General features: G+C 64.6%; 21 protein-coding genes and 1 tRNA gene. 6 read left to right on the forward strand and 16 right to left on the reverse strand.

Translation table 11 applies throughout. The annotated features are described in order from the left end of the window. Together nusG and secE are read right to left on the reverse strand one after the other, a co-directional pair. Positions 1-467, reverse strand: a 467-nt coding sequence (gene nusG, locus B3D39_RS15140) for a transcription termination/antitermination protein NusG (RefSeq protein ID WP_286789849.1), incomplete at its 3' end; no start/stop codon positions are given. Positions 468-709: 242 nt separating this feature from the next. Beyond that, positions 710-895: a preprotein translocase subunit SecE gene (gene secE, locus B3D39_RS15145; RefSeq protein WP_075773824.1), complete on the reverse strand. Its 186-nt coding sequence runs from the start codon at positions 893-895 to the stop codon at positions 710-712. A gap of 249 nt (positions 896-1144) precedes the next feature. Between secE and B3D39_RS15150 the strand changes: the two genes are divergently transcribed. Together B3D39_RS15150 and B3D39_RS15155 are read left to right on the forward strand one after the other, a co-directional pair. After that, complete coding sequence (locus tag B3D39_RS15150; protein ID WP_274962838.1) at positions 1145-1639, forward strand: DUF4405 domain-containing protein; 495 nt, start codon at positions 1145-1147, stop codon at positions 1637-1639. Positions 1640-1747: 108 nt separating this feature from the next. After that, positions 1748-4117 carry a glycosyltransferase gene (locus B3D39_RS15155; protein ID WP_274962837.1) on the forward strand — a complete coding sequence of 790 codons (2370 nt, stop codon included), beginning with the start codon at positions 1748-1750 and terminating at the stop codon, positions 4115-4117. 3 nt (positions 4118-4120) lie between these two features. Here B3D39_RS15155 and B3D39_RS15160 read toward each other — a convergent pair whose 3' ends face one another. Then, on the reverse strand, positions 4121-5188 hold the full coding sequence (locus B3D39_RS15160) for a DUF2793 domain-containing protein (protein WP_274962836.1): 1068 nt from the start codon (positions 5186-5188) through the stop codon (positions 4121-4123). A 145-nt stretch (positions 5189-5333) separates the two neighbouring features. On the opposite strand from B3D39_RS15160, the gene B3D39_RS15165 reads away from it, so the two are divergent. Then, positions 5334-6731, forward strand: coding sequence for a phosphomannomutase (locus B3D39_RS15165; protein WP_274962835.1), 1398 nt, complete (start codon positions 5334-5336; stop codon positions 6729-6731). On the opposite strand, the gene B3D39_RS15170 is transcribed toward B3D39_RS15165, so the two are convergent. The 3 genes from B3D39_RS15170 to B3D39_RS15180 all read right to left on the reverse strand — a co-directional run bounded on the left by B3D39_RS15170 (position 6728) and on the right by B3D39_RS15180 (position 11477). Continuing rightward, positions 6728-9403, reverse strand: a complete 2676-nt coding sequence (locus B3D39_RS15170; RefSeq protein WP_274962834.1) for a DUF4214 domain-containing protein — start codon at positions 9401-9403, stop codon at positions 6728-6730. The two genes, B3D39_RS15165 and B3D39_RS15170, sit on opposite strands and share 4 nt — an antisense overlap. Positions 9404-9588: 185 nt before the next feature. After that, positions 9589-10242, reverse strand: coding sequence for an ABC transporter ATP-binding protein (locus B3D39_RS15175; RefSeq protein WP_274962833.1), 654 nt, complete (start codon positions 10240-10242; stop codon positions 9589-9591). A 5-nt stretch (positions 10243-10247) separates the two neighbouring features. Next, positions 10248-11477 (reverse strand): hypothetical protein, encoded by a 1230-nt coding sequence (locus B3D39_RS15180; RefSeq protein ID WP_274962832.1) that lies wholly within the window; start codon positions 11475-11477, stop codon positions 10248-10250. A gap of 75 nt (positions 11478-11552) precedes the next feature. Here B3D39_RS15180 and B3D39_RS15185 point away from each other — a divergent pair, with 75 nt between their 5' ends. Then, positions 11553-12350 (forward strand): ABC transporter permease, encoded by a 798-nt coding sequence (locus tag B3D39_RS15185; RefSeq protein WP_274962831.1) that lies wholly within the window; start codon positions 11553-11555, stop codon positions 12348-12350. Here B3D39_RS15185 and B3D39_RS15190 read toward each other — a convergent pair. From B3D39_RS15190 to B3D39_RS15200, 3 genes are all read right to left on the reverse strand, one after another. Beyond that, positions 12316-13485, reverse strand: a complete 1170-nt coding sequence (locus tag B3D39_RS15190) for a hypothetical protein (protein WP_274962830.1) — start codon at positions 13483-13485, stop codon at positions 12316-12318. The genes B3D39_RS15185 and B3D39_RS15190 overlap by 35 nt on opposite strands. Next, entirely contained in the window at positions 13482-15968 is a 2487-nt protein-coding gene (locus B3D39_RS15195) for a glycosyltransferase (protein ID WP_286789850.1), read from the reverse strand. Before B3D39_RS15195 ends, B3D39_RS15190 begins: the two co-directional genes overlap by 4 nt. Positions 15969-16059: 91 nt before the next feature. Further along, a tRNA-Trp gene (locus B3D39_RS15200) sits at positions 16060-16135 on the reverse strand. A 162-nt stretch (positions 16136-16297) separates the two neighbouring features. Here B3D39_RS15200 and B3D39_RS15205 point away from each other — a divergent pair. Next, the gene (locus tag B3D39_RS15205) at positions 16298-16858 is read left to right on the forward strand and encodes a type 1 glutamine amidotransferase domain-containing protein (protein WP_274962829.1); all 561 of its coding nucleotides are present in this window, start codon (positions 16298-16300) and stop codon (positions 16856-16858) included. A gap of 10 nt (positions 16859-16868) precedes the next feature. On the opposite strand, the gene B3D39_RS15210 is transcribed toward B3D39_RS15205, so the two are convergent. The 4 genes from B3D39_RS15210 to tuf all read right to left on the reverse strand — a co-directional run bounded on the left by B3D39_RS15210 (position 16869) and on the right by tuf (position 20912). Continuing rightward, positions 16869-17855, reverse strand: coding sequence for a zinc transporter ZntB (locus B3D39_RS15210; protein ID WP_274962828.1), 987 nt, complete (start codon positions 17853-17855; stop codon positions 16869-16871). A 70-nt stretch (positions 17856-17925) separates the two neighbouring features. Then, on the reverse strand, positions 17926-18594 hold the full coding sequence (locus tag B3D39_RS15215; RefSeq protein ID WP_274962827.1) for a CatB-related O-acetyltransferase: 669 nt from the start codon (positions 18592-18594) through the stop codon (positions 17926-17928). A 123-nt stretch (positions 18595-18717) separates the two neighbouring features. Next, positions 18718-19593, reverse strand: coding sequence for an alpha/beta fold hydrolase (locus tag B3D39_RS15220; protein ID WP_274962826.1), 876 nt, complete (start codon positions 19591-19593; stop codon positions 18718-18720). 143 nt (positions 19594-19736) lie between these two features. Further along, positions 19737-20912 carry an elongation factor Tu gene (gene tuf / locus B3D39_RS15225; protein WP_078571262.1) on the reverse strand — a complete coding sequence of 392 codons (1176 nt, stop codon included), beginning with the start codon at positions 20910-20912 and terminating at the stop codon, positions 19737-19739. Positions 20913-21079: 167 nt separating this feature from the next. Between tuf and B3D39_RS15230 the strand changes: the two genes are divergently transcribed. Then, positions 21080-22453, forward strand: a complete 1374-nt coding sequence (locus tag B3D39_RS15230) for a cytochrome P450 (RefSeq protein ID WP_274961935.1) — start codon at positions 21080-21082, stop codon at positions 22451-22453. Positions 22454-22582: 129 nt separating this feature from the next. Here B3D39_RS15230 and B3D39_RS15235 read toward each other — a convergent pair whose 3' ends face one another. The 3 genes from B3D39_RS15235 to B3D39_RS15245 form a co-directional block, all read right to left on the reverse strand. After that, positions 22583-23344, reverse strand: a complete 762-nt coding sequence (locus B3D39_RS15235) for an ABC transporter permease (RefSeq protein WP_078519584.1) — start codon at positions 23342-23344, stop codon at positions 22583-22585. Next, entirely contained in the window at positions 23344-24132 is a 789-nt protein-coding gene (locus tag B3D39_RS15240; RefSeq protein ID WP_078546376.1) for an ABC transporter ATP-binding protein, read from the reverse strand. Before B3D39_RS15240 ends, B3D39_RS15235 begins: the two co-directional genes overlap by 1 nt. Before the next feature lie 73 nt (positions 24133-24205). Then, positions 24206-25219: an ABC transporter substrate-binding protein gene (locus B3D39_RS15245; RefSeq protein ID WP_078519582.1), complete on the reverse strand. Its 1014-nt coding sequence runs from the start codon at positions 25217-25219 to the stop codon at positions 24206-24208. Positions 25220-25231 lie beyond the last annotated feature (12 nt).

The raw sequence follows: 25231 nt of genomic DNA on the forward strand, positions 1-25231 counted from the left end.
TTCAGGCGGCTCGCCGCCTCGTCCACTTCCTCGACCATGCCCGAGAAGCCCTCGAAGGGCCCGTCGGTCACATTCACGTTCTCGCCGACCTCGAAGGTGATGAGGCTGCGCGGCGCGGCCTGTTCACCCGATTCGTCGACACGGCTGAGGATGCGGTTCACTTCCGCATCGCCCATCGGCATCGGCCGGCCCTGCGGCCCGAGGAAACCGGTGACCCGGTTCGTCGAGTTGATCAGGTGATAACCCTTGTCGGTCATCTCCATCCGCACCAGCACGTAGCCCGGCATGAAGCGACGTTCGGAGGTCACTTTCTTGCCGCGACGCACCTCGATCACTTCTTCGGTCGGCACCAGAACCTCTTCAATCTGGTCTTCCAGACCTTGATCGATCACGGCCTGACGGATTTGCTCGGCGACTTTCTTCTCGAAGTTCGAGAGAACGCTTACCGAATACCAACGCTTCGCCATGCCGATTCTTTGCCCCTTGCCGACGACGCCGGAGCGCCGAAAATTCCTGTTATTTCACGGGATTACCCGTGTCTCCCAGAATAAAAAACAGCGCGCACCACGCGAATCGATGCACGCCGCCTCTGGGAAAGTCCCGCCCCTTTACCGCCGGAGCCCTGTGATTTCAAGAGCGTAAGGCCGGAGCGCGATCACTTCGTTGCCGCAACTGCGAATGAGGTCTGGCGGAGAGCGCCGGAAGCCTATCAGCTCCCGATCACCTGCGTCACGCCGAGACGGATGACCCAGTCCACGAGCGAGAAGAAGATTGCCGTCAGCGCAGCCATCGCCAGCACCATGCCGGTCGTCAGCAGAACTTCGCGGCGGCTCGGCCAAGCCACTTTGCCCGCTTCCGAGCGCACCTGCTGGAGAAACTGGAGTGGGTTTGCCATCGTCGTCGTTCCTTACGCGCCCAATGCGGCGCCCTTGAGCCGAAAATACCGCGCCGCTTTCGGCGCAACTGCCGCCAGATACTTGCTCCCCTCGCGGATTTCAAGGCTGTTGCGACCGCCTGCCCCTCCGCGGACGCCATGCGCCCACTGCAAGCCGGCTTTGATAACGGAAAATCCATCGATGCGCGTGCAACTTAACATCCGACAACCCGCGCGGTCAGCACAGCCGCGATTCGACAGGAGCCATCGATGCCCGCCATCCTCAACCGCTACGCCACACCGCTCATCACCGGCCTTTTCCTCGTCTCTATGATTTCAGGAATCGCCTTGTTCTTCCATTGGGGCAGCGCGTGGTTCCACGGGATGCATGAATGGCTCTCGATGGTGCTGATCGTGCCCTTCGTGCTGCATATCTGGAAGAACTGGCGGCCGATGACCACCTACTTCAAACGCGCGCCGATGGGGCTGGCGCTCGCGCTTTCGGTCGTGGCGGCGCTGGCCTTCGTCCTTCCCGCCGCGACGAGCTCTCAAAGCGGCGCGCGCGGTGGCCCTCCGCAATTCGCGATCGCGCAGGCGCTGTTCGACGCGCCTTTGTCGGAGGCCGCACCCGTGCTCGGCCTGTCGGGCACCGACGCCGCCGCCAAGCTGGACGCCGATGTGACGCAAAGCCTGACCGAGATCGCCGCGGCCCGCGAAAGCTCCGCCGCGACACTTGCCCAGCAACTGATGGGGCAGCCGCAATAACGGCCCGTCGCGCCGTTCGGGGCATCTCGGGCGGCGCAAGACGGTTGCGACTGTCACGCAATCGACTAGGGTGACTCTACCAAAGGTTGTTTTTGATCAAGGAATTGCATGTCGACTTTCGTTCCGCCGCCGTCAGCCGTCTCACTGCTCCATCGCCTGCGCGGCTATCGCGGCGCGCTGGAGCGGATCGAAAACGGGAGGGTGATCGGCTGGATCGCAAAGAAAGGCGACGGCACCCCGCTCGATATCGAAATTCATTGCAATGCCGGGCGGCTCATCTCGGGGCGCGCGGCTATGTTTCGCGCCGACCTTGCACAGGCTGGCATCGGCGCGGGCAATCACGGCTTCGCCTTGCCGCTATCGGCAGCCCTGCAAGAGGCCGCGGGCGGCGAGATCAGCCTCCACATCCCCGGCAGCGGCCCAATCGCCACGCTGTGCTTCGACCCCGACGCCACGCCGCTTCCGAAAGAGAAAGACGTCTTGCATCGCTATATGCATGGCCCGATCATCACGTTGCGCGCCGCGTCCACCGCGCAGACGGACATGCCCGACCTGACCGCGCAGCAACCGCTTTTCGCGGCACGCTCAGCGCATGGCGAAGACCTGCCCGCACCCCTCTTTGCCTTCATCGATTACGCACGCCATCGCGCCGGCATGGCCGAGCAGCTCCCCCTCGATGGCAGCGATGCGGCAGTGTCGGACATCCTGCGCTGGTATCTTGACAGCTACGCCGCGCAGCACCCGTCGCAGCAAATCCCGCTGAGCCGCGCCGCGATCGACTGGCTCAACGCGCAGACCCGCCCCGGCGGCCCGAGCCGCGCGATGGACCTCTTCGGTAAGACCGGCGACCCGGACGCCGCGGCCGCATGGGCGCTCCGCGACGTCCCGTCGCTCGGGCTCGGCGATTGTCTCCTCCCCGACAGCCTGATCGAGACGCTGGCAGAGACGAAAGGCTCCAGCCCCTGGCCGATGACCCGCGGGCTTCTGGCCCTGCGCGAAGCGACCCCGCCGCTCGCTCAGTTCTCGCCGAAGACCGAGCGCCACCGCCGGATGCTGCATGTGCTCGCGATGATCCTCGCGGTCGAGCGGCCCGAGATCCTGCTGTTCCTGCCCCGCAGTGAAACGAAGACGCTGCTCGAAGGAGGCCGCCTCTCGGATGTCTGCTCGCAACTGCATCCCGGCCCGCCGATCACCCGCGCGCGCTACGCTGCGGCGCTGCGCGAGAAAGGTTTCGACCTCGACAGCATGTCCTTCCTGCGCACGCGCGACGGCCATCGGATCGCCGCCGCCACGCACCCCATCCCCGAGGGCACCCCCGTCGACGTTCAGATCCACGGTCCCTTCGCGAAAGCCTCCGGGTTGGGCCAATCGACGCGGCTCTCGCATGACATTTTGTCCCGCTGCGACGTCACGCTCAACGCGGTCGAAAGCGCGCGCGACAATCCGACGCCCGAGCAAAACGGGGCCAAGACCGGTGCGCCCCGCCCCGCGCGCATCAACCTGTTGCACCTGAATGGCGACGCGGTCCCCCCGGCCTATGCCGTCGACGCCGACTGCTACTCCGGCGCCTACAACATCGCCTATATGCATTGGGAGTTGGACCGCGCTCCGGCCTGCCATCACCTCGCGCTCGACCTTGTCGACGAGGTCTGGGTGCCCTCGGAATACTGCGCCGAGGTTTACCGAAAAGAGACCGACACGCCGGTGGTGAATGTCGGGATGTGCTATCCCGAACCGCCCGCCATCGACCGCGCCCACGCGCGCAACGCCCTGCGCCAGCGCAACGATTGGCCCGAGGAAAGCTTCGTCTGCCTCGCCAGTTTCGACAGCTTCTCCTTCGTGCAACGGAAGAACCCGCTCGGGACGATCCACGCCTTCCGCGAAGCCTTCGCCGAGGACGCGGAGGTGCGCCTGCTGATCAAGACGCAAAATCGCGGCCATGTCTGCGATGCGGCGCAGGCCACGCTCTGGTCCGAAATCGACCGGCTCGTCGCAGCCGACCCGCGCATCGCTTTGCTCGACGAGACGCTCGATCACGCGGGGGTGCTGGAGCTTATGGCTGGCGCAGACCTATACGTTTCACTGCATCGCTCCGAGGGCTGGGGGTTCGGCATGCTCGAGGCGATGGCGCTTGGCGTGCCGGTCCTGTGCACGGGCTATTCCGGCAATCTGGAATTCTGCAACGATGACACTGCGTGGCTCGTGCCCGCGTCCGAGGTAGAAGTCGCGCCGCAGGACTATCTCTATGTCGAGCCCGGAATGCACTGGGGCGAGCCGGATCACGCCGCCGCCGTCGCCCAGTTCCGCGCGGCGCGCAGCGACCCGGACGCGCGCAAGAAAAAGGCGACGCAGGCCGAAGCCTTCGTGCGCCGCCACTTCTGCGCCGATGCGATTGCCGCGCGCTACAGTGCCCGCCTGTCCGAGATTTTCACCCGGCTCGACCGGGCACGCAAACCACACGCCCGCCCCGCCGAATAAGCGTCACACCCAGCGCCCGATTGCGGTGACGCTCAGATCGCAGCTCTCGCCGCTAAGGAAACTCGCGCCATTCGCGGCATAGACCACGGCGCGCGCGCCCGAGCTTGTGACGCCCTCGACCCCGACGAAGGAGATCGCGCCCGCGCCGATGGCGCTGCCCGCCGCGAGGCTATCCGCATCGAGCGCGACACTCAGAGAGGGCGCCTGCGCGAATTGCGCCGGATAGGCCCAGTCCTCCTTCAGCGCCCAATCCGCGACGTAAGCGAGGCTCACCAGCGCCGAGCAAATCTGCGTACCATCGGCAAAGCGGATGTAATCGCCCGAGGCGGTGCTGCCCTGCTCAATCACGGCGCCCGTCGACACGCCGCCGACCTGCGCGACCGTGCCGACGACACCGCTGCCCCTCAGCGCCCCGTCGATCACCGCGCCTTGTGGCATCGCTGCGCGCCCGGTGGCGGCGTCGATGCGCAGCCCCTCGAACCACGTCGCACCGTCCGCGCTCGCCTTGATCGCGAAATCGTCGCTGCCCGCCAGCCCCATCTCGGCCCGTCCCGACCAGTTCGACTGGAACAACAGGCTCGCCGTCTCACCCTCCGCCGCCTTGTTCAGCTTGAGCTGATGGCCCGCCCCGGCATGGCTCAGAAGCGTGGCATCCGCCGCAACGGAAAGCCGGTTCACCGCGTCATAGCCGGTCATGATCCCGACCCCGTCGAGCTGGCTCAACTCCGGCAACGGCGGCACGTCCCAAGCGCCCGCGGCGAAAACCAGCTCCACCGCCTCATCCAGCACGAACGCGCGCCAGCCCTCACGCGGGCTCAGGAATTGCCACGCTCCGGCAGCAAAGATCGCAAGCGTGCCGTCCTGCCCCGCCCATGCGCCCAGCGCCCCGGTCGGCAGCAGATACCGCGCCCCCTCCGGCGGACCGATCGGCGGTTCGGTCACGCTGCGCGAAATCACCGCAAGCTGCACGAGCGCATCGAGCCGTTGCAGCGCCTCGTTATGGGTGACGTGTTTCTGGGCCTGGCTGCCAAGGATAAGCGGCAGCGCGAGATTGGCGGTCTGATCGGACATCGGGAGTTCCTGCGCTGGGTTGCGATGGAGGCCGACGATAGGAACCCGGCGTTAACCGTGTTTGAGAGCGGCGCACGGTGCTTGCCTGTCCGCCCCCCTCCCCCTAGGTTCGGCCCAATTTCAACGGCGCAGCATTCGAGGACATATGGCACCGAAATTTGGCACCAGCGGCCTGCGCGGCCTCGTCACCGAACTGACCGACGCGCTGGTCACCGATTACACCCGCGCTTTCATTTCGGCCTGCCCGCAGGGCGAAGCCGTTCATGTCGGCTGGGACCTGCGCCCCTCCTCCCCCACGATTGCCGAGACCGTCATCGCCGCGATCCGCGCCGCTGGCCTCACCGCCATTCGCGAAGGCGCACTTCCCACGCCCGCTCTGGCGCTTGCCTCGATGGGGGCGGGCAACTCGGCGGTCATGGTCACCGGCAGCCACATTCCCGCCGATCGCAACGGGCTGAAGTTCTACGTCCCGCATGGCGAGATCGCGAAGGAGGACGAGACCGCTATCCTCGACCGGCTCGGTCAGGACCAACCCGCAGCCGAAAAACCGGCACCCGAAATCCCGGGGGCGGACACCGCGGCGCGCTACATCGCCCGCTATGTCGACGGGTTCGGGGCGGACGCCCTCGCAGGGCTGCGCATCGGCGTCTATCAGCACAGCTCGGTCGCGCGCGACATCCTCGTCACCGCGGTGGAGGCGATGGGCGCGACCGCAGTGCCACTCGCACGTTCCGACGTTTTCATCCCCGTCGACACCGAGGCGGTCGATCCCGAGACCCGCAAAACCCTGCAAGGCTGGTGCACGGAACATGGGCTCGATGCGGTTATCTCGACCGATGGCGATGCCGATCGCCCGATGCTGAGCGACGAGACCGGCACACTGATCCCCGGCGACGTGCTGGGCGCGCTGACCGCACGGCTTCTCGGGGCAAAAATCCTCTGCACGCCGGTCTCCGCCAATACGATGGTCGATGCGATGCCCGAATTCGACAGCATCCATCGCACGAAGATCGGCTCGCCCTTCGTGATCGCCGCGATGGAGGCGGCACGCGATGCCGATCCCGCCGCGAAGGTCGTGGGGTACGAGCCCAATGGCGGCTTCCTCCTGGGCTTCACCGCAACGGGCCCTGCGGGGCCGATTGCGCCGCTCGCGACGCGCGATTGCCTGCTGCCGATCGTCGCTCCGCTTGTTGCGGCGAAACAGGACGGCACCGCGCTCAGCGGCCTTGTCGCCCAGCTTCCCGCCCGTTTCACCGCGGCCGACCGGGTCGCCGAAGTCCCGACGGACCGCTCGCGCGCCTTCATCGACCGCCTTGCCGACGACCCAACCGCCCGGGCTGAATTCTTCAGCGATTTCGCCCCGGCCGAACAGATCGACCGCACCGATGGGCTGCGCCTGACCTTCCCCTCGGGCGAGATCGTCCATCTGCGCCCCTCGGGCAACGCCCCCGAATGCCGTTGCTATGCCGAAGCCGCGACACCGGAGCGCGCGCAGACCCTAGTTACGCGCTACCTTGCGGCGCTGCGAACCGAACTCGCCTAGCCCGAGACGTCGAACATCCCGTCGCTGAACAGGCCGAGATCGGCATCGATGAATTCGACCGTGACACCCTGATCGGTGAAGGTCACGCCGGAGCCCGCCTCGACCATATGGCTGCGAGCTTCGGCAGCAGAGCTGTAGTTGAAGCCATCGAAGCTCAGCCGATCCCAGGGCTCGATGTCGATAATGACATGGTGCCCGTCCTCATCGGCGCGGAAGACGAACTGATCCGCCATCGCACCGCCCTGCAGCAGATTGTACCCCTCGCCGCCATCGAGCTGATCCTCGAAGCCGAAGGAGCGAAACCAATCGATCTGCGGCTGCGCCGTTTGGGTCATCATCTCGGGGCTTTGCGCAAATGAGGCGACCACCTTCTCGCGGGTGTAGCCCCCGCTGTCGAGCTGATCGACCCACCATGTCAGCCCCTCGCTGTCCGGAGCGCGCCCCAAGACGTTCTGATAGAGAAGCGAGACGAAACCGGCATCGTCGAGATTGCCATAGGTCGACGTGAATTCTGGCGAATTGACGAAGCCGGAGACGACATCGAGGAACTCCATCCCGTCCGCCTGCATCTCGCTCCAATACATCATCCCGCCAAGGTTCGGCTCGCGCCCCAGCGTCGCTTGATACAGACGGAACACGTCATCGGTAAAATCCGTCTGCGCGCTGGCATGGCTCAGCATGAGCGTGTCGATCTCTGTCGAATCCCGAAACTCCGGGCTTTCCGAAAATCCCAAAACAATCTCCTCCCGACTTTTTACCCCCTGATCCAGCTGGTCGAGCCAATAGGTCAGCCCCCCATCATCGGGGCTCCGATCCAGCACGTTCTGGTAAAGCAGCGTCAGAAACTCCGCGTCGCTCGTCTCCGCGTAGTTCGACTGGAATTCCGGCGAGTTGATGAACCGATCCGCAACCTCCTGCAGTTCGACCGCGCCGCTCGACAGAAGGTCCGTCCAATAGTGCAGACCGTTCCCATCGGGCGCCCTGTCAAGCGTCGCCTGATAGACCCGGAACACCTGTGCCGCGAACGGATCGTAGCTGCGATCAATCCGCCCGCCATTGAGCAGATCGTCCCCCGCCATGCCTTGCAGAATATCCGACCCGTCATTGCCGACGAGCAGATCATCGCCGCCGCGCCCGTCGATCAGATCGCCCTTCGCGGTACCTTCCTTGTGGATATCGCCGACCTCGAGCGGGTTGATCGCGGAATGCCACAGATCGCGCAGCTCCGAGGTTTCGAAATCCGCGGCGCTCAGGCTTGAGCCGTCCGCGGTATTCACGATCACCCGCTCATCGCCGATCCGGATATCCGCCCCCGTCGCGGTCGGGGCGATGTCCAAAGCCTCCTTGGTGTAGAACCACGCCATGCTCGAGAGGTCGAGCCGATCGATGCCGGGCTCGTAATCCATGATGAAATCGGTGCGCCCATCCGCGTCGAGCACGAAAACATCCTGCCCCTCGCCGCCCCAAAGGGAATCCGCGCCAGCGCCATCTTGCAGGATGTCGGCCCCCGCCCCGCCACGGATTTGGTCATCGCCAGCGCCACCGGAAATCTGATCGTTCTCGACGCCTCCGTCTGCGTTATCGCCGCCATCGCCAAGCTTTAGCGCCAGACCGGCAGGGCCCAACTCCACCTTGATATGGCTGATCCCCATCCCCTGATCGCTCACGCTCGCGGGCACGTCGCCCGCCACGAAAATATCGAGCCCGGTCGCATCGGCGATCATCGCCGCCGCAGCCGGATCAGAAAGCGCGGTCTCTAGCCCGTCCGCCAGCGTCCCGATCTGGACCAGTTTGCCGCCGGGCAGCAGCGTAAGCAGGCTGACGCCGTCATCGGCGCCTCCGGCCAGCACATAGACCTGATCGCCCATCGTCACGGTTTCGAGCGTCGTCACGCCGTCGAACCGCGTGCCCAGATCGTCATTGATCTGATCGGTGACCTCCATCCGCCCGCCCGGACCAAGCGCCACGACAGAGATCGAGCTTGTTCCCGCGGCCCCCAAAAGCGCGTAGGCCTGTCCGCCCACCTGGATCGTCTCGATCGAATTCGGTGCGTTGATGAAGAGGCCGTCGCGCGCATCGATCTGACTGGCGATTTGCAGCTGTCCCTGCGTATCGAGCGCGAGCGTAGTCAGCGAATTATCCGTCACCGAAGCCGCAAGGACATACTGCGCGCCCTCAATCTCGACCGTGGCGAGCGCATGGACGTCATTCTCTGACCAGACCTCGCCCGCGATGCCCTGCGCGATCTCGGTGATCCGGCCTCCGGCCCCCATCTGCCAGACATGCAGCCCGCTGCCATGCGACAGGGCCCCGACGAAAAAGCTCTGCGCGTCGAGTTGCAGCGGCGCGATCGCAAGCACCGCACCCGGCGCAACCGCGCCCGGCAGCGTGAACACATCGCTGATTCCGCCGTCATTCTGGTTCAGCCAGACCGCTTGAAACGCACCCGAAGCCACTCCAGTCACCATCAAGGCCGGGCTGCCGTCGATCGAAATCTCGGTCAGCGTCCCGGCTGCATCCAGCCCCGCACTCTCGCTCAGATAAGCCAAATCGCTCGAATTCAGCCGCGCAGTCAGCGGGATCTGCGAGATACCGCCCGGCGCATTCGAAATCGAATAGAGCGTCGGCCCCGCCTCACCCCGCACGAGAAGCAGGTCGGTGATCGACGTCAAGAAATTTTCCGCGCCATTCGTAACAGTCGCGACCGGCACCAATTGAGGCATAGTCACCTCCGCTTTCCATGTTCACACTGTCTCAAATGTGAGGCGTGGCTGGGCACGGAGCGCGGAGGAAAAGCGGCCCGAAAAGGGCTTTCTCTCAATATTTTAATAGAATGCGACGGCTCACAGCGCCCAGCTCAAAGCATGTTGCGTTCGTGGCAGGCAATCGCGGCGTTGAGATCGTCGAAAAACTCAAGCCGCCCACGCTCCAGCACCGCGCCGCAATCGCAAATCTCGCGCAACTGGTTCATCGAGTGGCTGACCACGACAGCCCCGGCGTCTGTCAGACGGTCGCGAAACAGGGCCGCGCTCTTCTCGCGAAACGCTGCATCGCCGACCGCCGTGATCTCGTCGACGAGATAGGTGTCGAAGCTGATCGCCATCGATGCCGCAAAAGCCAATCGCGCGCGCATTCCGGAAGAATAGCTGCGCAGCGGCATCCGAAAATGCGCCCCAAGCTCGGCGGTCGCCTCTACGAAAGCGACCATCTCATCGGTATCCACCCCGTAGATACGCGCGATGAAGCGGCAATTCTGCGCGCCCGTCAGATCATTGTGAAACGACCCGGCGAAGCCCACCGGGAACGACACGCTACCCCGTGTGATCACCCTCCCGCGATCCGGACGCGCGGTGCCTGCGATCATCTGCAGCAGCGTCGACTTTCCGGCCCCGTTTCGCCCTAGCAAGGCGACGGATCGGCCGCTTGGAAAGCTCGCGCAAATATCGCGCGCCACGACCTTCTCACCACCGGGAACGCGGAAACTTTTGCTGAGATTTTGCAGCCGGATCATCGCCGTTACCGACGGTCCCGGATCGCGTAGCCCACCAGGATGCCAATCGCCCAAAGCAAAACGAGGCTACCCGCGATCAGCGCCAGAAGCGTCTCGCGCCGTGGATATTCGGCGCTTTCGGCAAGGGTCGGCGCCATGAATGTTGCAAGGAATCGGCTTTTCCGGCGCGCCTCGGCCTCCGCCGCGTCATAGCTTGCGCGGGTCGCCGCATAAGCACGCTCTGCGAATTCGCGCTCCGCCATAAGCCGCTCGTATTCGCCCACGATGCTCGCAAAAGCCTCTTCCTGGGAGCCGCCATCGATCCCGAGCTTGAGTCGCTCCGCCCCGATTCTGTCCTCGATCACCGCAAGCCGCCGCTCCGCCTGCTTCAACCGCGGGTCCGTCCCGCTGCGCACCGTGCCGCGCAGCAGATCACTCTCGATCATCACCTGCGCCTGCTGTTCGAGCAGCGACGCCAGCACCCCCGCCTGACTCTGCAAATCCATCTCCGGACTGATCAGTTGGTGGCGATTGCGGAAAGTGGTGAGCGCCGTGCGCGCCGTCGTCAGACGCGCCTCGGCGCGCCGCAACTCTCCGCGCGCATGGCGAATCGCATCCTCGCGCGCCGCGTTGCTGAGCCGGTTAATCATCGCAGAGCTTTGTGCCATCAAGGTCTGCGCGATCCGCTGTGCCGCGCCGGGATCGAAAGCGCGCACCTCGATGTCGAGCAGCCCCGCGCCCGCCCCGTGCCGCACATGAACCATGCGGTTCCAATAGGCGACAAGCTCCTCGAGAGTGGCGTCGCCAGGAAGCCCGAAGACCGGATCGGATCGATCGCGCGACCAGATGGCCCTCAGATCGAGCGCGTCGTCGATCTGCGCAACAAGGCTCGGGCTTTGGATGAATTCATAGAGAATGTCGGTGTCGCTCGAAGACGCGCCCGACAGGCTGGACAGACCGCCGAAAAGATCGAGCGCCGGCGCCATTTCCTCCCGCTGCACCGTGAAGCCGACGCGTGAAACGAACTGATCCGCCGCCTGCGCATAAAGATAATAGGCCGCCACCAGAACCGGCGCGATCACCAGCGTCAGGAAGCTTAACGCCACAGTCTGATGCCGCCGCCGCCAGCGCGCCTTGCGTGCGGGGGGCGCGTATGCGCTCGGCACCGGCCGGAGCGGCACTGGCACTTCGCGCAATCCAGCCCCCTTTGCGAGGACGGGCGTGGCCTGCGCAGGCTCGTTAACCGCGTGTTTCACAATTGGCTCCACTATCGGTCGCGTCAGGGTCCAGCGAACACGATCCGAATTGAAAACCGGTAAACGAGGCTCGAAATGTTCTCCTCCCGCGCGGCGCGCATCCCGGCCCGGTCCTTTCCGGCGCTTCGTGCCATCGGCGCGCTTATTCTGCGCGAGATGTCGGCAAGCTACGGTCGCTCACCAGGGGGCTATCTTTGGGCGTTGCTCGAGCCGATCGGCGGCGTCGCATTGTTGACGCTGTTCTTTTCGCTGACCTTCCACGCCCCGCCGCTCGGGGCCAGTTTCGCCCTTTTCTACGCGACGGGCTTGCTGCCATTCATGTTGTTTTCAGACGTTCAGTCGAAGGTCGCCAACGCCCTCACCTACTCGCGCGCGCTCCTCGCCTATCCCACTGTGAGCTTTGTCGATGCGCTCATCGCACGGCTCGCCCTGAATGCGCTTACGAAACTTGTTGTTTCTTACCTCATCCTACACGGATGCCTCCTGATGTTCGACACCCGCGCAAGCCCAGATCCACTGCGTATCTTGGAAGCAGCGGGGCTCGCCGTACTGCTTTCCTTCGGGGTCGGCACCCTTAACTGCTACCTCTTTCTGCGCGCGCCGGTCTGGCAGCAGATATGGTCTATACTGATGCGGCCGATGTTCCTGATTTCCGGAGTCTTTTTTCTCACCGACCAGTTGCCGCGCTGGGCTGCGGACATCCTTTGGTTCAACCCGCTGGTCCATGTGATCGGCTATCTGCGGCGCGGCTTTTTCCCGACCTATCAGCCCGATTATCTCTCTGCGTTCTACGTAATCGGCGTGTCGCTCGTGGCCCTGGCACTTGGCCTTTTGGTCCTCAGGACGAGCTACCGGGATCTCCTCGCAAGGTGAACGATCTCGGCCGCGGCGTTTGATCTCGCGGCACTCCAAGGAGCGCGGTCCGCCACCGAAGGGAACGGTCCTCGCGCAGAAGGACACCGAGCCGCTCCGCTATAGATGCGTCGAGTGCACCGAGCTCGGCACCCTCGGACAACTGTTTTGACAGAAGCCCTCCCGCGAACGCGCGCAATTCATCGAGATCATCGAGCGGCGCCGGGCCGCGCTCGATTTCAGGATGATACGGATATAGCGTCGTCCAGAGCGGGTCGTCGAATATTTCCTCCGCTTGAACGGCGGGTAAGACGCGCTCGAGCTCTCGACGATGGCTCTGTGCGAGCGGCTGCAGTGTCTCGACGTGATGTGGCGCGATCGCCCACGCGCGGCGCAACATGGGGCCGTTCGCCATTTGCCGTTGCAATACGAACTCGATCTCCGCGCGATGGCTATCCGGCCGAAAACGGCGATTGCGCAGCAAAAAACCAAACTGTGCTGCGCTGCCCGTGCTGTGGCACGGTCCGATTGCGTTGCCCGGCGTTCCCAGCAAAGCGTCGGCGAAGGTGACCACATCCTGCTTTGCCGGCGCGACCTGCAATCCTACGTTGGGAATGCGCGCCCAGGCTGCGAGATCTCCGCCAAAGCTGAACTGGACACGGCGGGACGAAAGCCAATCGTCGAAGCGGGGCCGGCTCCAGACACCCCATTGCCAGAACGCCGCGTTCATCCACGTTAGGGGCGGACGCAGAAAGGCCAGCACGGTCACGGGCGGATGGCCGAGGTCAGAAAGTAGCCGCGTGAAGAAATCGGGCCGACGAATCCAGCCCTCATTCGAGAAGAACGGGATATAGCCGCGCCGCCGCGCGCGTGCGATCTCGCGCAAGACGAAATCGCCGAGAGATTTCGCCGCGACCTCCCGGCCGGGATCGGGCATCGAGACATAGCCATAGGGAGACAACGCGGCAGTGCGGCGCACAGCCCTGCCACGCAACGGCATGAGTTTGCCGCCCACCCGCACCGCGCCGATATAGCGCATACGCAAACCGGCGCGCGACGGCCGGTCCGGTTCCGCGCTCCATGCTGCTTGAAGAGCCGAACTGCCGCATTTCGGGGCGCCTATATGAAAGATCGCATGACTGTCTTCGAACGTCATGCCACCCACCTCTGCATAGCGGGCGCCCCGAGGAGACGATCAATGTCTATATCCGATGGCCACCGTGGCACCGGCAAGACGCCGCCCTGTGCGCCTGCCGCTCTGACCGCTTCAGCTTGAGCGCCAAGGTCGAAACAATGCACGGGCAGGCCGGTGGCGAGCGCCTCATGCGTGGTAAAGGAAAAGGTCTCCGGCCAGAGCGATGGGATCAGCCATCGCTCAATTCCGTAGCGCACGATCAACATCTGCAAATCTAGGGGCTCAAACGGTCCGTGGAGGTGGTTCGGCGCGCCCAAATGAAACCGCGGATCGAGATTTCCCAACAGGACCAGCCGCGCGCGGCCGTCCGCAGCGAAGGCCTCCCCCAATGCCTCGACAACCGCGGCGCCTTTGTGGACGCCGATATGACCAAGCACGCCAAGAACAGAGCCCGCGGCGCGGGCGCCTGCGTGGAGCCCCGGAGGCGGACGGATGAGAACAGCAGGCCGGGCCACATGATGCGGTTTGCAGTCGATCTTATGCGCGAGATCGGAACGGGCCGAGGCCACAATCTCTGCGGAGCTGCGCGAGAAAACTTGCAATCGCGTTGCGCTGGTCAGTGCCGCGCCCCACGCGCTTTCCCAATCCGAGAGTTCGTCGGTTGAAGAGCGCCGAGACGACTTTCGAGACTTGGCCCGAGGGCCGATGTATTCGGGGATCTCGCGCAAGCTGTTTGGCGCACGCAGGAGCGTGTAGGCCTCGCTTAGGGGCAAGTAGTCGTGAAACAGGATATCGAGCCGCTGCCCCGCGGATAGTTCCGTAAGCAGCGCGGGTATCTCGAGCGGGTCCGGGTGGCCAACGCCGCAGGAATAGATGACGTGGCGATCCGGCAGAAGCTGCAGCAGGGATAACACCACCGCACGATCCATTGTCTCGATCGTGCGGTGGCCGAGCGGGTCGTGCAGTTCGATGGACCAGCGCACGGAACCACCGACGCGAAGAACGACGCCCCGTCGCCCGGCGCGAAGCTCCGAGGCGATTTCTTTGCGTAGCCACATCTCCGCACCGCCGCCGAGGGAATGTCCGAGCCAGATCTTGATCGGCTCGGTTTGCAGCGCGCCCGCTCGGGCCAGGGCGAGCGCGAAACGCGGGGCCGCAAGCGGATCACTGGCGAGGAAACGATCGACGGCGCGCGGATAACTTGGATAGCGCCTCTCGATCTTCGCCTGATTGGCGTCCAGAAGCTTTCGCCGCGCCGCCGCGCCGAAAGAGGTGCTACCGCGATGCTCCACGAAGAGCGAGCCGATCCCGATATGCCGCCCCCCGAGCCGCCTTACTTTCTGACACCAATCCGTCTCCTCCCCGTAGCCGCGCCCGAAAACAGGATCGAACTGCGGGAACTTTGCAAGAAAGCGCGGTGCGAGCGCCATACAAAAGCCGATCCCGGTCGGCAGGTCGGCGCGCGCCTGCACCGGGTTCATGCGCGCGGCGACGGCGTCGATCTGATCGACGGCCCCGGGCGGCAGATCGCTCCGCGCTCCGGCTGTCGGCACGGACAATATCTGCGCGTCATTCGACATCGGCGTGACGCTTGCGACCTGCGGATCGGAAAGCGGAGCAACAAGACGTGACGCCCAGCCCGCCGGCACGAGGGCATCGGAATTCAGCAAGACCACGGGGCGATCGGGAAAGCGCCTGAGCGCCGCTTCAAACCCGCGATTGACCGACGCGACGAAGCCGAGATTTGTGTCATTTTCCAGAAGACTCGCGTTCGCCCGGCCATCACACCAATCGCGCAGAAACGGCCGCATCTCGGGATCGGTCGAGCGATCCTCGATCACGATCAGATGCCAGTCGAGATCGGTGTGCTGCGCGACCCGAGCGAGTGCCTCGCGCAGCAGCGCCCGCGCGTTGAACACCGGCAACACGATCACGATCCCGGGGAACGTGGACGGCTCAGTCGGCGCCGAGCCGCGGAGCAGATCGGACGGTAGGGTCGCACCCCGCGACTTTCCCACGAAACCAAGCGCAGATTTCACGCGAAACCCCGCAGCACTGTCACTGTCTTTTCGCCAGAGCCAGATATCGTGGGCATGACGGGCGATTCGCCACAGGAACACCGGGGCGAGGCGCAGCTGCCCCCATGCGAGGCGACCCCTGCCGATCGGCGGCAAAACCCAGCTTTCCTCGCCTTGCACATCGGCACCCGTATCGGGAATGACCAGTTCCACCTTGTCGGGCCAGAAAGGCACGTCAAAGGCGAACTTCGCCGGCCCCGATGGTTCAGGTTCGAGCGCGCAGCGCTGCGCCACGCCCCCCAACCGCAAAATCACCTCGCGCGCATTGATTCGCCCTTCGAGGCGAAGACGGTTGCCGCGGAAATCGTAGCGCGTGACATGCAGCCCCCGAGCCACCGCGCGCGGCCCCAGATCCCGTACCCTTCGCGAAATCCGGAGATTCGCATCCACATATCGCTGAAAGACCCGGAAAATTCTGCCAAGCACGGCGGTTCCTCGCGACAGCGCCCAAAACCGGCGTCAGAGGACGCCACTTCGGGAACGTTACGCGAACGAACGTAAATTTTCAGGAAACGGCTGGCAGGGGCAGAGGGACTCGAACCCGCGACCCTCGGTTTTGGAGACCGATGCTCTACCAACTGAGCTATACCCCTAGGCCGTGGCGTGGGTGCTAAAGTCTCACGCGACCGAAATCAAGTGCCTTTCCACCGATCTTTCGCATTTCCCCGCCGAAGAAATCGCAGTGGAACGCATGCCGGGCGCAGATCGTTTTTCTCCCGAACCTGCGCAAGCTGCGCCTTAGGAAAGGAAAGCAAATGCCCAAGATTACCGAAGCCCGCATTCTGATCATGGCCACCGACGGTTTCGAGCAAGCCGAATTGACCGTTCCGCGCGACAAGCTGGCCGAGGCCGGTGCGCAAATCGACCTCGCCTCGCTCGATGGCGAAGACATTCGCGGCTGGGACGAGACCGACTGGGGCGAGACCGTTTCGGTGCAGTGCAAGATCTCCGACGTCGTCGCCTCCAACTACGATGCGATCGTTCTCCCCGGCGGTCAGATCAACCCCGACCTTCTTCGTGTCGAGAAAAGCGCGCTGGATCTCCTGCGTAGCTTCTACGACCAAGGCAAGGTGGTCGCCGCGATCTGCCACGCGCCGTGGCTCCTGATCGAGACCGGCATCGCCAAGGGGCGCAAGATGACCTCGTATCATTCGGTGCGCACCGATGTCGAAAACGCCGGCGGCGACTGGGTGAACGAATCCGTGGTGTCCGACAATGGCGTCGTCACGTCGCGCAACCCGAACGATCTGGACGATTTCGTCGCCAAGATCATCGAAGAGATTCAGGAAGGCCGCCACATGCGCGACGCTGCCTGATCTCGAGAGACTACCGCTTCCTGCGCTTCGAATAGAGGCGCAGGAAGCCCATTACGATCAACTGCGCGGCGACGATCACCACGCAGACAATTACCAGATAATTAAACGCATTGTCGGAGTTCAGCCCCGGCATCCCGCCGAGATTGACCCCGAACAGGCCGGTAAGAAACCCGAGCGGCAGGAAGATCGTGGAGACGACCGACAGCACGAAGGTGTTGCGGTTGACCCGGTCCGAGAGTTGGCTCGACAGTTCTTCGCGAAGCACCTGCGCCTGATCGCGCAGCTCGTCCATATCTTCCGAAATCCGCGTCATCTTCAGCGCTTCTTCCTCGATCTCGCGCCGCGTGACCTCGTCGATGATCGGGCTCTCCGCCTGTGTCAGACGGATCAACGCCTCGCGTTGCGGCGCGAGGTAACGCCGCGCCGCAATCACCTGCAGCCGCAAATCCAGAACATCGTGGCGCATGTGATCGGCCTGCCCGCCATAGACCTGATCTTCCAACGCCTCGGCACGCTCGTCCAACTCGGTCTGGAACACCCCGATATTGCCGACGATATCCTCGGTCAGTCGCACGAGGAACGTTCCCGCATCGCTGGGCCCTTTGCCGTCGCGGATCGCCGCGTTCATCCCTTCGATCGCGCGCACCCGCTTGCGCGAAATCGTGAGGATACGCTGCCGGTCGAGATACATCCGCAGCGAGACCATATCCTCGGGGTCTTCGCCCTCGTTGAAGTTGATCGCACGCAGGATCACCAAAAGCCCCTCGCCGATCTGGCTCATCCGCGGGCGCGTATCGACGTCGAGCAACGCCTCCACGGCCTGCGGGTCGAGGTAATCCAGTTCCTCGCGAATCCAGCGCTGCGCCTGCGGGTGCGTCCCGTCGAGATGCGCCCAAGCGAGCCGCTCGTCCCGCAACGCCTCGACGATGTCGGCAGGCCCGTCGGGATCGGGCGCACCAGTCAGGATATGCGAGAAGAGGATCGGGCTGTTGGTCATCCGGGCTCCGGGAGAATTCGTCGCGTTGCCCAGAGCCTAGCGTCGTTGCGCGCAGCGGCAAGCCTCTCGCTCAAGGTGCGTGTTCGGCCAGCGCTGCCACATCGCCCGCCTCCAGCGCGGGCAACGCCCTCTGGATCGCCTCCACCGGCCAGTCCCACCACGCCAGATCGAGCAATCGTGCAATCTCATCGGTGCTGAACCGGGACCGCACCACGCGCGCCGGATTACCCGCGACGATGGCAAAGGGCGGCACGTCCTGTGCGACAACCGAGCCAGCCGCCACGATCGCCCCCGCCCCGATGCGCACACCGGGCATCACCATCGCATTGAAGCCAAGCCAGACATCCGGCCCGATCACGGTGTCGCCGATCGCGGCATTCTCCTCGAGATATTTCCCCGCCGTCTCCATGTCGAAGATCCGAAACGGATAGGTGGTGATCCCGCCCATCGGATGATTGGCCGAGGCGGTGATGAAGCGCACCCCATGCGCGATCTGCGCGAAAGCCCCGATCACGAGCCGCTCGGGGCAGCCGGGATAGAGGTAAGGCGCAAGCTCCGCCGCCGCGTCCGTCACGGGGGCAAGCGGGCTGTAATAGGCATAGCGACCGACCTCGATATTGGGATGATCGATCACCGCCTGCAGGAACACGGTCGGTTCATGCGGCGTGCCATCGGGCAGAAGAACGGGATTACGGGTATCGGGCGCAGGAAAGCGCCGCGGCAGCGGATGAGCAGACATGGACAGACCTCTCGCGATCAGAGTTTCAGGGAAACGGGATCAGAAAAGGGTCTTGTCCATCGGAGCCTCCATCGTGCGTCCCATCAGTCTAGCGCAAGCGGCGGGGCCGCGCCAGCCGCCCGCTCACAGCTTGCGCGCAAGCCAGCCCTTCACCGCCTCCGCGATCTGCTCCGCCGCCTCGGGGTCGAGGTGGAAATGGTGGTCGCCCGCGATCTCGATGCTCTCGTAGTCGGCGATCAGCTCGGCCCCCCATCGCGCCAGCTCCGCCGTGCCCTCGCGCTGCGCCCGGATCCCGTCCCCGGCCCAGATGTTGAGCACCGGCGCGCGGATCGCCCGCAGCACCGCCTCCACGTCGTCGCGGTCGAGCTTCACCGCCGAGCTCGCGAACAGCCGTCGGTCGCCACGCAGATGCCGGCCCTCCGGACCTTCTTCCAGCGCACGCTCCGCCAGAGCCTCGGCCACTGCGCGCGCATTGCCCTGCCCCGCGCGGCGCGCGATATAGTCCTCACGCGTCGGGAAACGACGCGGAGGCCGCGCCGCCTGCTTTGGCACCTCGGTCAGATAGGCGCGCAGCGTTGTGACGAAATCCCGCGCCACCGGCTCGGGGGCCAGCGAATCGAGCGCGATGAAACCTCGCACCCGCTCCGGCATCGCCGCCGCTAGCAGCGCCGAGATATTGGCGCCGCGCAAATGGCCCAGCAGCACGCAGTCCTCCCAGCCCAGAGCGTCGAGCACCCGCAGGATCTGCGGCAGGTCGTCCCAGATATTATAACTCGCATGGGCCGCACGATGCCCGCTCAGGCCCTGCCCGCTCAGGTCGAGCGCGACGACATGGCAGCCCTCGAGCCGCGGCGCGAGCGCGGCAAAGCTGTCCGCATGATCCATCCAGCCATGAAGCGCCAAGACCGGAAGACCGTCCTCGGGCCCCCAGACGCGCCCGGCGATCCGCAGCCCGTCCACGTCCCAATGGCACTCGCGTGCCGCAGTCACCTCTGCCATGTCCAGCATCCTCCTGCATGGTCCGCCCTGCAGAAGACCTAGCGCGACACGCCCGCGATTACGACCACCCGCACATGCCCTTCACGCAAAGCAAAAGGGCCGCCCAACCGGGCGGCCCTTCGCAAATCGCTATGATCCGAGGATCACGCGATGATTTTGGAGACGACGCCGGCGCCGACGGTGCGGCCACCTTCGCGGATTGCGAAGCGCAGACCGTCTTCCATCGCGATCGGGGCGATCAGTTCGACTTCGAACTTCAGGTTGTCGCCCGGCATGACCATCTCGGTGCCCTCGGGAAGGGTCACGGTGCCGGTCACGTCCGTCGTGCGGAAGTAGAACTGCGGACGGTAGTTCGCGAAGAACGGGGTGTGACGGCCACCTTCCTCTTTGGTGAGGATGTAGGCTTCAGCTTCGAACTTCGTGTGCGGCTTAACCGAACCCGGCTTACACAGAACCTGACCACGCTCGACGCCGTCACGGTCCACACCGCGCAGCAGCGCGCCGATGTTGTCGCCTGCTTCACCACGGTCCAGCAGCTTGCGGAACATCTCGACGCCCGTGCAGGTCGTCTTCGAGGTGTCGCGGATACCCACGATTTCCAGTTCGTCGCCGACGTTGATCACGCCACGCTCGACGCGGCCGGTCACAACCGTACCACGGCCCGAGATCGAGAACACGTCTTCGATCGGCATCAGGAAGGGCTGGTCCACGGCGCGCTCCGGCGTCGGGATGTAGCTGTCGACAGCTTCCATCAGCGCGCGGATCGAGTTCTCGCCGATTTCCGGATCACGGCCTTCCATCGCGGCCAGAGCCGAACCCTTGATGATCGGGATATCGTCGCCGGGGAAGTCGTAGGACGACAGAAGTTCGCGAACTTCCATTTCCACGAGCTCGAGCAGCTCTTCGTCGTCGACCTGGTCAACCTTGTTCAGGTACACGACCATCGCCGGGATGCCGACCTGACGGCCGAGCAGGATGTGCTCGCGGGTCTGCGGCATCGGGCCGTCAGCTGCGTTCACAACCAGGATCGCGCCGTCCATCTGCGCTGCACCCGTGATCATGTTCTTCACGTAGTCGGCGTGGCCGGGGCAGTCGACGTGCGCGTAGTGACGCGACTCGGTCTCGTACTCCACGTGCGCGGTCGAGATCGTGATGCCGCGGGCCTTCTCTTCCGGCGCGCCGTCGATCTGGTCATACGCGCGGAAATCACCGAAATACTTCGTGATCGCAGCCGTCAGCGTCGTCTTGCCGTGGTCAACGTGGCCAATCGTGCCGATGTTGACGTGCGGTTTGTTACGTTCAAACTTTTCCTTTGCCATCTCGCGGGGCGCCTCTGGTTAGGGGGCCGCTAGCAGCGAGCCCGAGTCAATATCGCGCGCTACCTATTGCGCTGGCGGGGAAAAATCAAGCCCGGAATGCAGGGTTTCCCCTGTCTGTGTTCGCGGTTTCCCTTGGGCAGCGACCGGCGCCGCACTACCATCTCTCCATGGATTACGCTGCGACAGACGACACCCACCGCCTTCCGGCCCGTGCGCCCCTTGCCGAGCATCCGCTGGGCATCTTCGCGAGCTTCCGCGCCGCGCGGCGCAACCTGTTGGAAATCATACCGGAACTGGCGACCCATGCGCCGATCATCTCGGGCAATACAGGCGCGCGCTGGCATATGGTGATGGACCCCGACAGCCTGCGCCACATCCTCAAGACGCGCGTCGAGGATTATCCGAAATCGGTGGTGACCAAGCTCATTCTCGGCCCTGCCGTAGGGGAAGGTCTATTCGTCGCCGAAGGGGCCGAATGGCGCTGGCAGCGCCGCGCCGCCTCTCCGGTCTTCGCCGCGCGCAATATGGAGGCGCTCGCCCCCGTCATGGGCGCCGCAGCGGAGGCCTCCGCGGCGCGTATCAGCACCGCCGCCGATACCGGCCGCGCGGTGGACCTGCATCAGGAGATGGTGGCAGCGACCTTCGAGGTGATCTCGGACGTGACCTTCTCCGGAGACGAGGGCTTCGACCGTGCCGCGATCCACCGGGCGATCGACGCCTATATCGCGCAGACGGCGAAGGTCTCGCTTCTCGACCTCTTCGCCCTGCCCGCCTGGGTGCCGCGCCCGCATCGGGTGATTTCCTCAGGCGTCGTGCGCGACCTCAAGCGCCATGCGGACCGCGCGATCGAGGCCCGGCGCGCGGGCGAGGCGAAAGCTGTGCCCGACCTTCTGGACCTGCTCGACGGCGCGCAGGACCCCGAAACCGGCCGCGAGATGAGCCCGGCCGAGCTGCGCGACAACCTGCTGACTTTCATCGTCGCAGGCCACGAGACGACCGCGCTGACGCTCGCCTGGGCGCTCTATCTCTGCGCCTTCGACCCGGAGGTGCAGGAGGCCGCCCGCAGCGAGGCGCAGGCCGCGCTCGGCGCGCGCGCGGCGACCGTCGACGACCTGCCGAAGATGCCCCTCGTCGCGCAGATCGTGAACGAAAGCCTGCGCCTCTACCCGCCTGCGGGCTTCCTGTCGCGCACGGCGCGCAAACCCGACACGCTTCTGGGGCGCGAGGTGCGCGCGGGCGACACGGTGATGCTGCCGATCTACGCGCTGCACCGCCACCATGCGCTCTGGGAGGACCCGCATGCCTTCCTTCCAGACCGTTTCGCCAATCCGACGCATGACCGCTTCGCCTTCCTGCCCTTCGGGGCCGGGCCACGCATCTGCATCGGCGCGGGCTTCGCGATGCAGGAGGCGCAAATCATCCTCGCCACGCTCCTCGCCCGGTTCCGCTTCACCGCCGTGCCGGGACGCGAGCCTGTGCCGGAGATGATCCTGACGACACGCCCGAAAGGCGGCATCTGGCTGACGGTAGAGCGCGCGTGACGGACGCGCGCAAACACGCGCCCTTCGCCTTGGCGAAAATATCCCGGGGGTGAGGGCGAAGCCCGAGGGGGCAGAGCCCCCTTCATTCTCCGCTGAATGTCGCCCTCCCGCGACGGGGGGCAGCGCCCCTTAACCCGGTTGCCTCTCAGCCCAGCCTGCGAAGATCTTCTCCAGCGCGACGACGGCGTAGTAGAGAAGGATACCCAGGAAAGCCAAGGCGATCAGCACCGCGAACATCAGCGGGTAATCCCCGTTGGTCTGGCCCGACAGGAACAGCGCGCCGAGGCCTTTGCCGTGCGGCGAGATGATCTCGACGAGGTTGGTGCCGATGAAGGCCAGCGTGACCGAGACCTTCAGCGCGCCGAAGAATTCGGGCAGGGTTTTCGGCAGGGCAATCTTGCGGAAGATGGTGAATTTCGAGGCCCCCAGCGCGCCGAGGATATCGCGATATTCGGGCTCCAGCGTCGACAGGCCGATCCCCACCGACACGGCGATCGGGAAGAAGGAGATCATGAAGGCCATCAGCACGGTGTTGAAGTCATGCGCGCCGATGAACAGCAGAGCTAGCACCGGAACCACGGTCGCTTTCGGCACTGCGTTGAAGCCCACCAGCAGCGGATAGAGCGCATCGCGCGCGGTGCGCGAAAAGCCCATCACCATTCCGAGGAACGTCCCGAACACGATCGAGATCGCTAGGCCTGCCACGGTGCGCCACAGCGTCTGCCAGCTATCGATCAGGAACAGGTTCCAGTAGCGCATATAGGCGGCGGGCAGGTCCGAGGGCGAGGCCATCACGTAATTCGGCCAGCCATTCGCCCAGACGATGAATTCCCAGATCGCGAGGAAGGCGATGATCGACAGGATCGGGGTGAGGATTTTCTTGAAGTCCATCAGTGCATCTCCTCGTCGCGGCCCTGAGCGATACGGATCTGGTCGCGCAGCAAATGCAGCATGTCGACGGCTTTCGGCTCGTAGAGAATGTCGATCGTGCGATCCTTCGGCAGGTCGACATCCAGCACATATTGCGTATGTGCCGGGCGGCCCGAGAGCACGATGACCTGATCGCCGAGGAACACGCTCTCGCGCAGGTCATGGGTGATCAGAACGGCGGTGAAGGGCTCGGCGGCGCGCAGGTCGCGCATCGTCTGCCACAGATCCTCGCGGGTGAAATTGTCGAGCGCGCCGAAGGGTTCGTCCATGATCAGGACATCCGGCTTATGCACGATGGCGCGGCAGAGCGAGGCGCGCTGCCGCATCCCGCCGGACAGCTCGGAGGGGCGCTTGGTCTCGAACCCCTTCAGGCCCACCATCTCCAGCAGATGCTCGGCGCGCGCGACCTTCTCGGATTTCGCCATGCCCGGAGCCACGATCTCCAGAGGCAGCATCACGTTCTCGATGATCGAGCGCCATTCCAGCATCACCGGGTTCTGGAAGGCCATGCCGACGGTCTTGCGCGGGCTGGTGACCTTCTCGCCATGCAGCCAGACCTCGCCCTGATCGGGCTTCATCAAGCCCGCCACCAGACGGGTGAGGGTGGATTTCCCGCAGCCCGACGGGCCGACCACGGCGCAGAACTCGCCCTGCGGCACGCGGATGTCGAGATGGTCGAGCACGGGCAGGGGGCCATGCTTGGTTTGATAGGCGTGAGTCACGCCGCGAATGTCGATGAGGTTTTCCATGAGGGTCCGGCGCGAGAAGGCAGAGAAAAGGGGCGGGCGCGTCTGCGGCGCCCGCCCCCGAGACGGTGACGGATCAGTCGATCTTCAGCTCTGCCGCGTCGGGCAGATATTCGCTGTCGAAATAGAGCGCCGCGTCAGGCGTGTTCTGGAACTCGTAGACAGTTTTCGTCTGCTCGATCGCGGTGGCCATACGGTCCGCGTCGATGCCGCCCATGCCGTTTTCCTTGACGTAATCGGTCAGGACGTTGGCATCGATCGCCATCTGCAGGCGCTCGGTCTCCAGATCCTTGTCGGCGGCGGGGTTGCGCTTGAGAAGCGCGTCCACGGCCTTGCCCGGATCGGCCACGGCGGCTTTCCAGCCCTCGGCGGTCGCTTTGATGAAGCCGGTGATCTCTTCGGGATGCGCCTTCGCGTAATCGGTGTTCACGATGATCGCGTTGCCGTACAGCGCCACGCCGTAATCGGCCATCAGCAGGATCGACTGGTCATCCATGCCGACGCCGAGGCGCTTGAGGTTGAGCGTCGAGGAGAAGGAGAAGCCGGTGACCGCATCGACCTTGCCCTCGGCCAGCATCGGCTCGCGCGTGGGGAAGCCGACGGGTTCGACCTTGATCTTGTCCATGTCGAGGCCGGTCTCCTTGGCGAAGATCGGGAATTGCGCCCAGGCACCATCCGGCGGCGGCGCGCCCAGCACCTTGCCTTCGAGGTCTTTGGGCTCGTTCACGCCCTGCGACTTGCGGCCGACCACGGCAAAGGGCGGCTTGTCATAGACCATCATCACCGCGGTCACGGGCGCGCCGGGGTTCTGGTCGAGGAATTTCATCAGCGAGTTGATATCGGCGAAGCCCACCGGGTAGGCGCCGGTCGCCACTTTCGGAATCGCGTCGAGCGAGCCTTTGCCCTCGGCGATCTCCACGTCGAGCCCGGCCTCGCCGTAATAGCCCTCGTCCACCGCGAGGAAATAGGGCGCAGAGGGGCCTTCGAATTTCCAGTCCAGCGCGAAAGGCATCTTGGTTTCGGCCTGTGCCAGCGTGGCCGAGAGGCCGAGCGCGAGCGCCGCGAAAAGCCCCGGTTTGATGTGCAGCATGATATCCCTCAC

Source organism: Thioclava sp. UBA3469, assembly GCF_002378135.1.
In the GTDB taxonomy this organism is placed as follows: Bacteria; Pseudomonadota; Alphaproteobacteria; order Rhodobacterales; family Rhodobacteraceae; genus Thioclava; species Thioclava sediminum.

Excerpts from the sequence above, each read along its gene's own strand:
- B3D39_RS15155 (WP_274962837.1), top strand. The coding sequence starts at position 1,748 with ATGTCGACTTTCGTTCCGCCGCCGTCAGCCGTCTCACTGCTCCATCGC.
- B3D39_RS15160 (WP_274962836.1), bottom strand. The coding sequence starts at position 5,188 with ATGTCCGATCAGACCGCCAATCTCGCGCTGCCGCTTATCCTTGGCAGC.
- B3D39_RS15235 (WP_078519584.1), bottom strand. The coding sequence starts at position 23,344 with ATGGACTTCAAGAAAATCCTCACCCCGATCCTGTCGATCATCGCCTTC.
- secE (WP_075773824.1), bottom strand. The coding sequence starts at position 895 with ATGGCAAACCCACTCCAGTTTCTCCAGCAGGTGCGCTCGGAAGCGGGC.
- tuf (WP_078571262.1), bottom strand. The coding sequence starts at position 20,912 with ATGGCAAAGGAAAAGTTTGAACGTAACAAACCGCACGTCAACATCGGC.
- B3D39_RS15205 (WP_274962829.1), top strand. The coding sequence starts at position 16,298 with ATGCCCAAGATTACCGAAGCCCGCATTCTGATCATGGCCACCGACGGT.
- B3D39_RS15210 (WP_274962828.1), bottom strand. The coding sequence starts at position 17,855 with ATGACCAACAGCCCGATCCTCTTCTCGCATATCCTGACTGGTGCGCCC.
- B3D39_RS15165 (WP_274962835.1), top strand. The coding sequence starts at position 5,334 with ATGGCACCGAAATTTGGCACCAGCGGCCTGCGCGGCCTCGTCACCGAA.
- B3D39_RS15190 (WP_274962830.1), bottom strand. The coding sequence starts at position 13,485 with ATGACGTTCGAAGACAGTCATGCGATCTTTCATATAGGCGCCCCGAAA.
- B3D39_RS15220 (WP_274962826.1), bottom strand. The coding sequence starts at position 19,593 with ATGGCAGAGGTGACTGCGGCACGCGAGTGCCATTGGGACGTGGACGGG.
- B3D39_RS15240 (WP_078546376.1), bottom strand. The coding sequence starts at position 24,132 with ATGGAAAACCTCATCGACATTCGCGGCGTGACTCACGCCTATCAAACC.
- B3D39_RS15245 (WP_078519582.1), bottom strand. The coding sequence starts at position 25,219 with ATGCTGCACATCAAACCGGGGCTTTTCGCGGCGCTCGCGCTCGGCCTC.
- B3D39_RS15185 (WP_274962831.1), top strand. The coding sequence starts at position 11,553 with ATGTTCTCCTCCCGCGCGGCGCGCATCCCGGCCCGGTCCTTTCCGGCG.
- B3D39_RS15150 (WP_274962838.1), top strand. The coding sequence starts at position 1,145 with ATGCCCGCCATCCTCAACCGCTACGCCACACCGCTCATCACCGGCCTT.
- B3D39_RS15230 (WP_274961935.1), top strand. The coding sequence starts at position 21,080 with ATGGATTACGCTGCGACAGACGACACCCACCGCCTTCCGGCCCGTGCG.
- B3D39_RS15175 (WP_274962833.1), bottom strand. The coding sequence starts at position 10,242 with ATGATCCGGCTGCAAAATCTCAGCAAAAGTTTCCGCGTTCCCGGTGGT.
- B3D39_RS15215 (WP_274962827.1), bottom strand. The coding sequence starts at position 18,594 with ATGTCTGCTCATCCGCTGCCGCGGCGCTTTCCTGCGCCCGATACCCGT.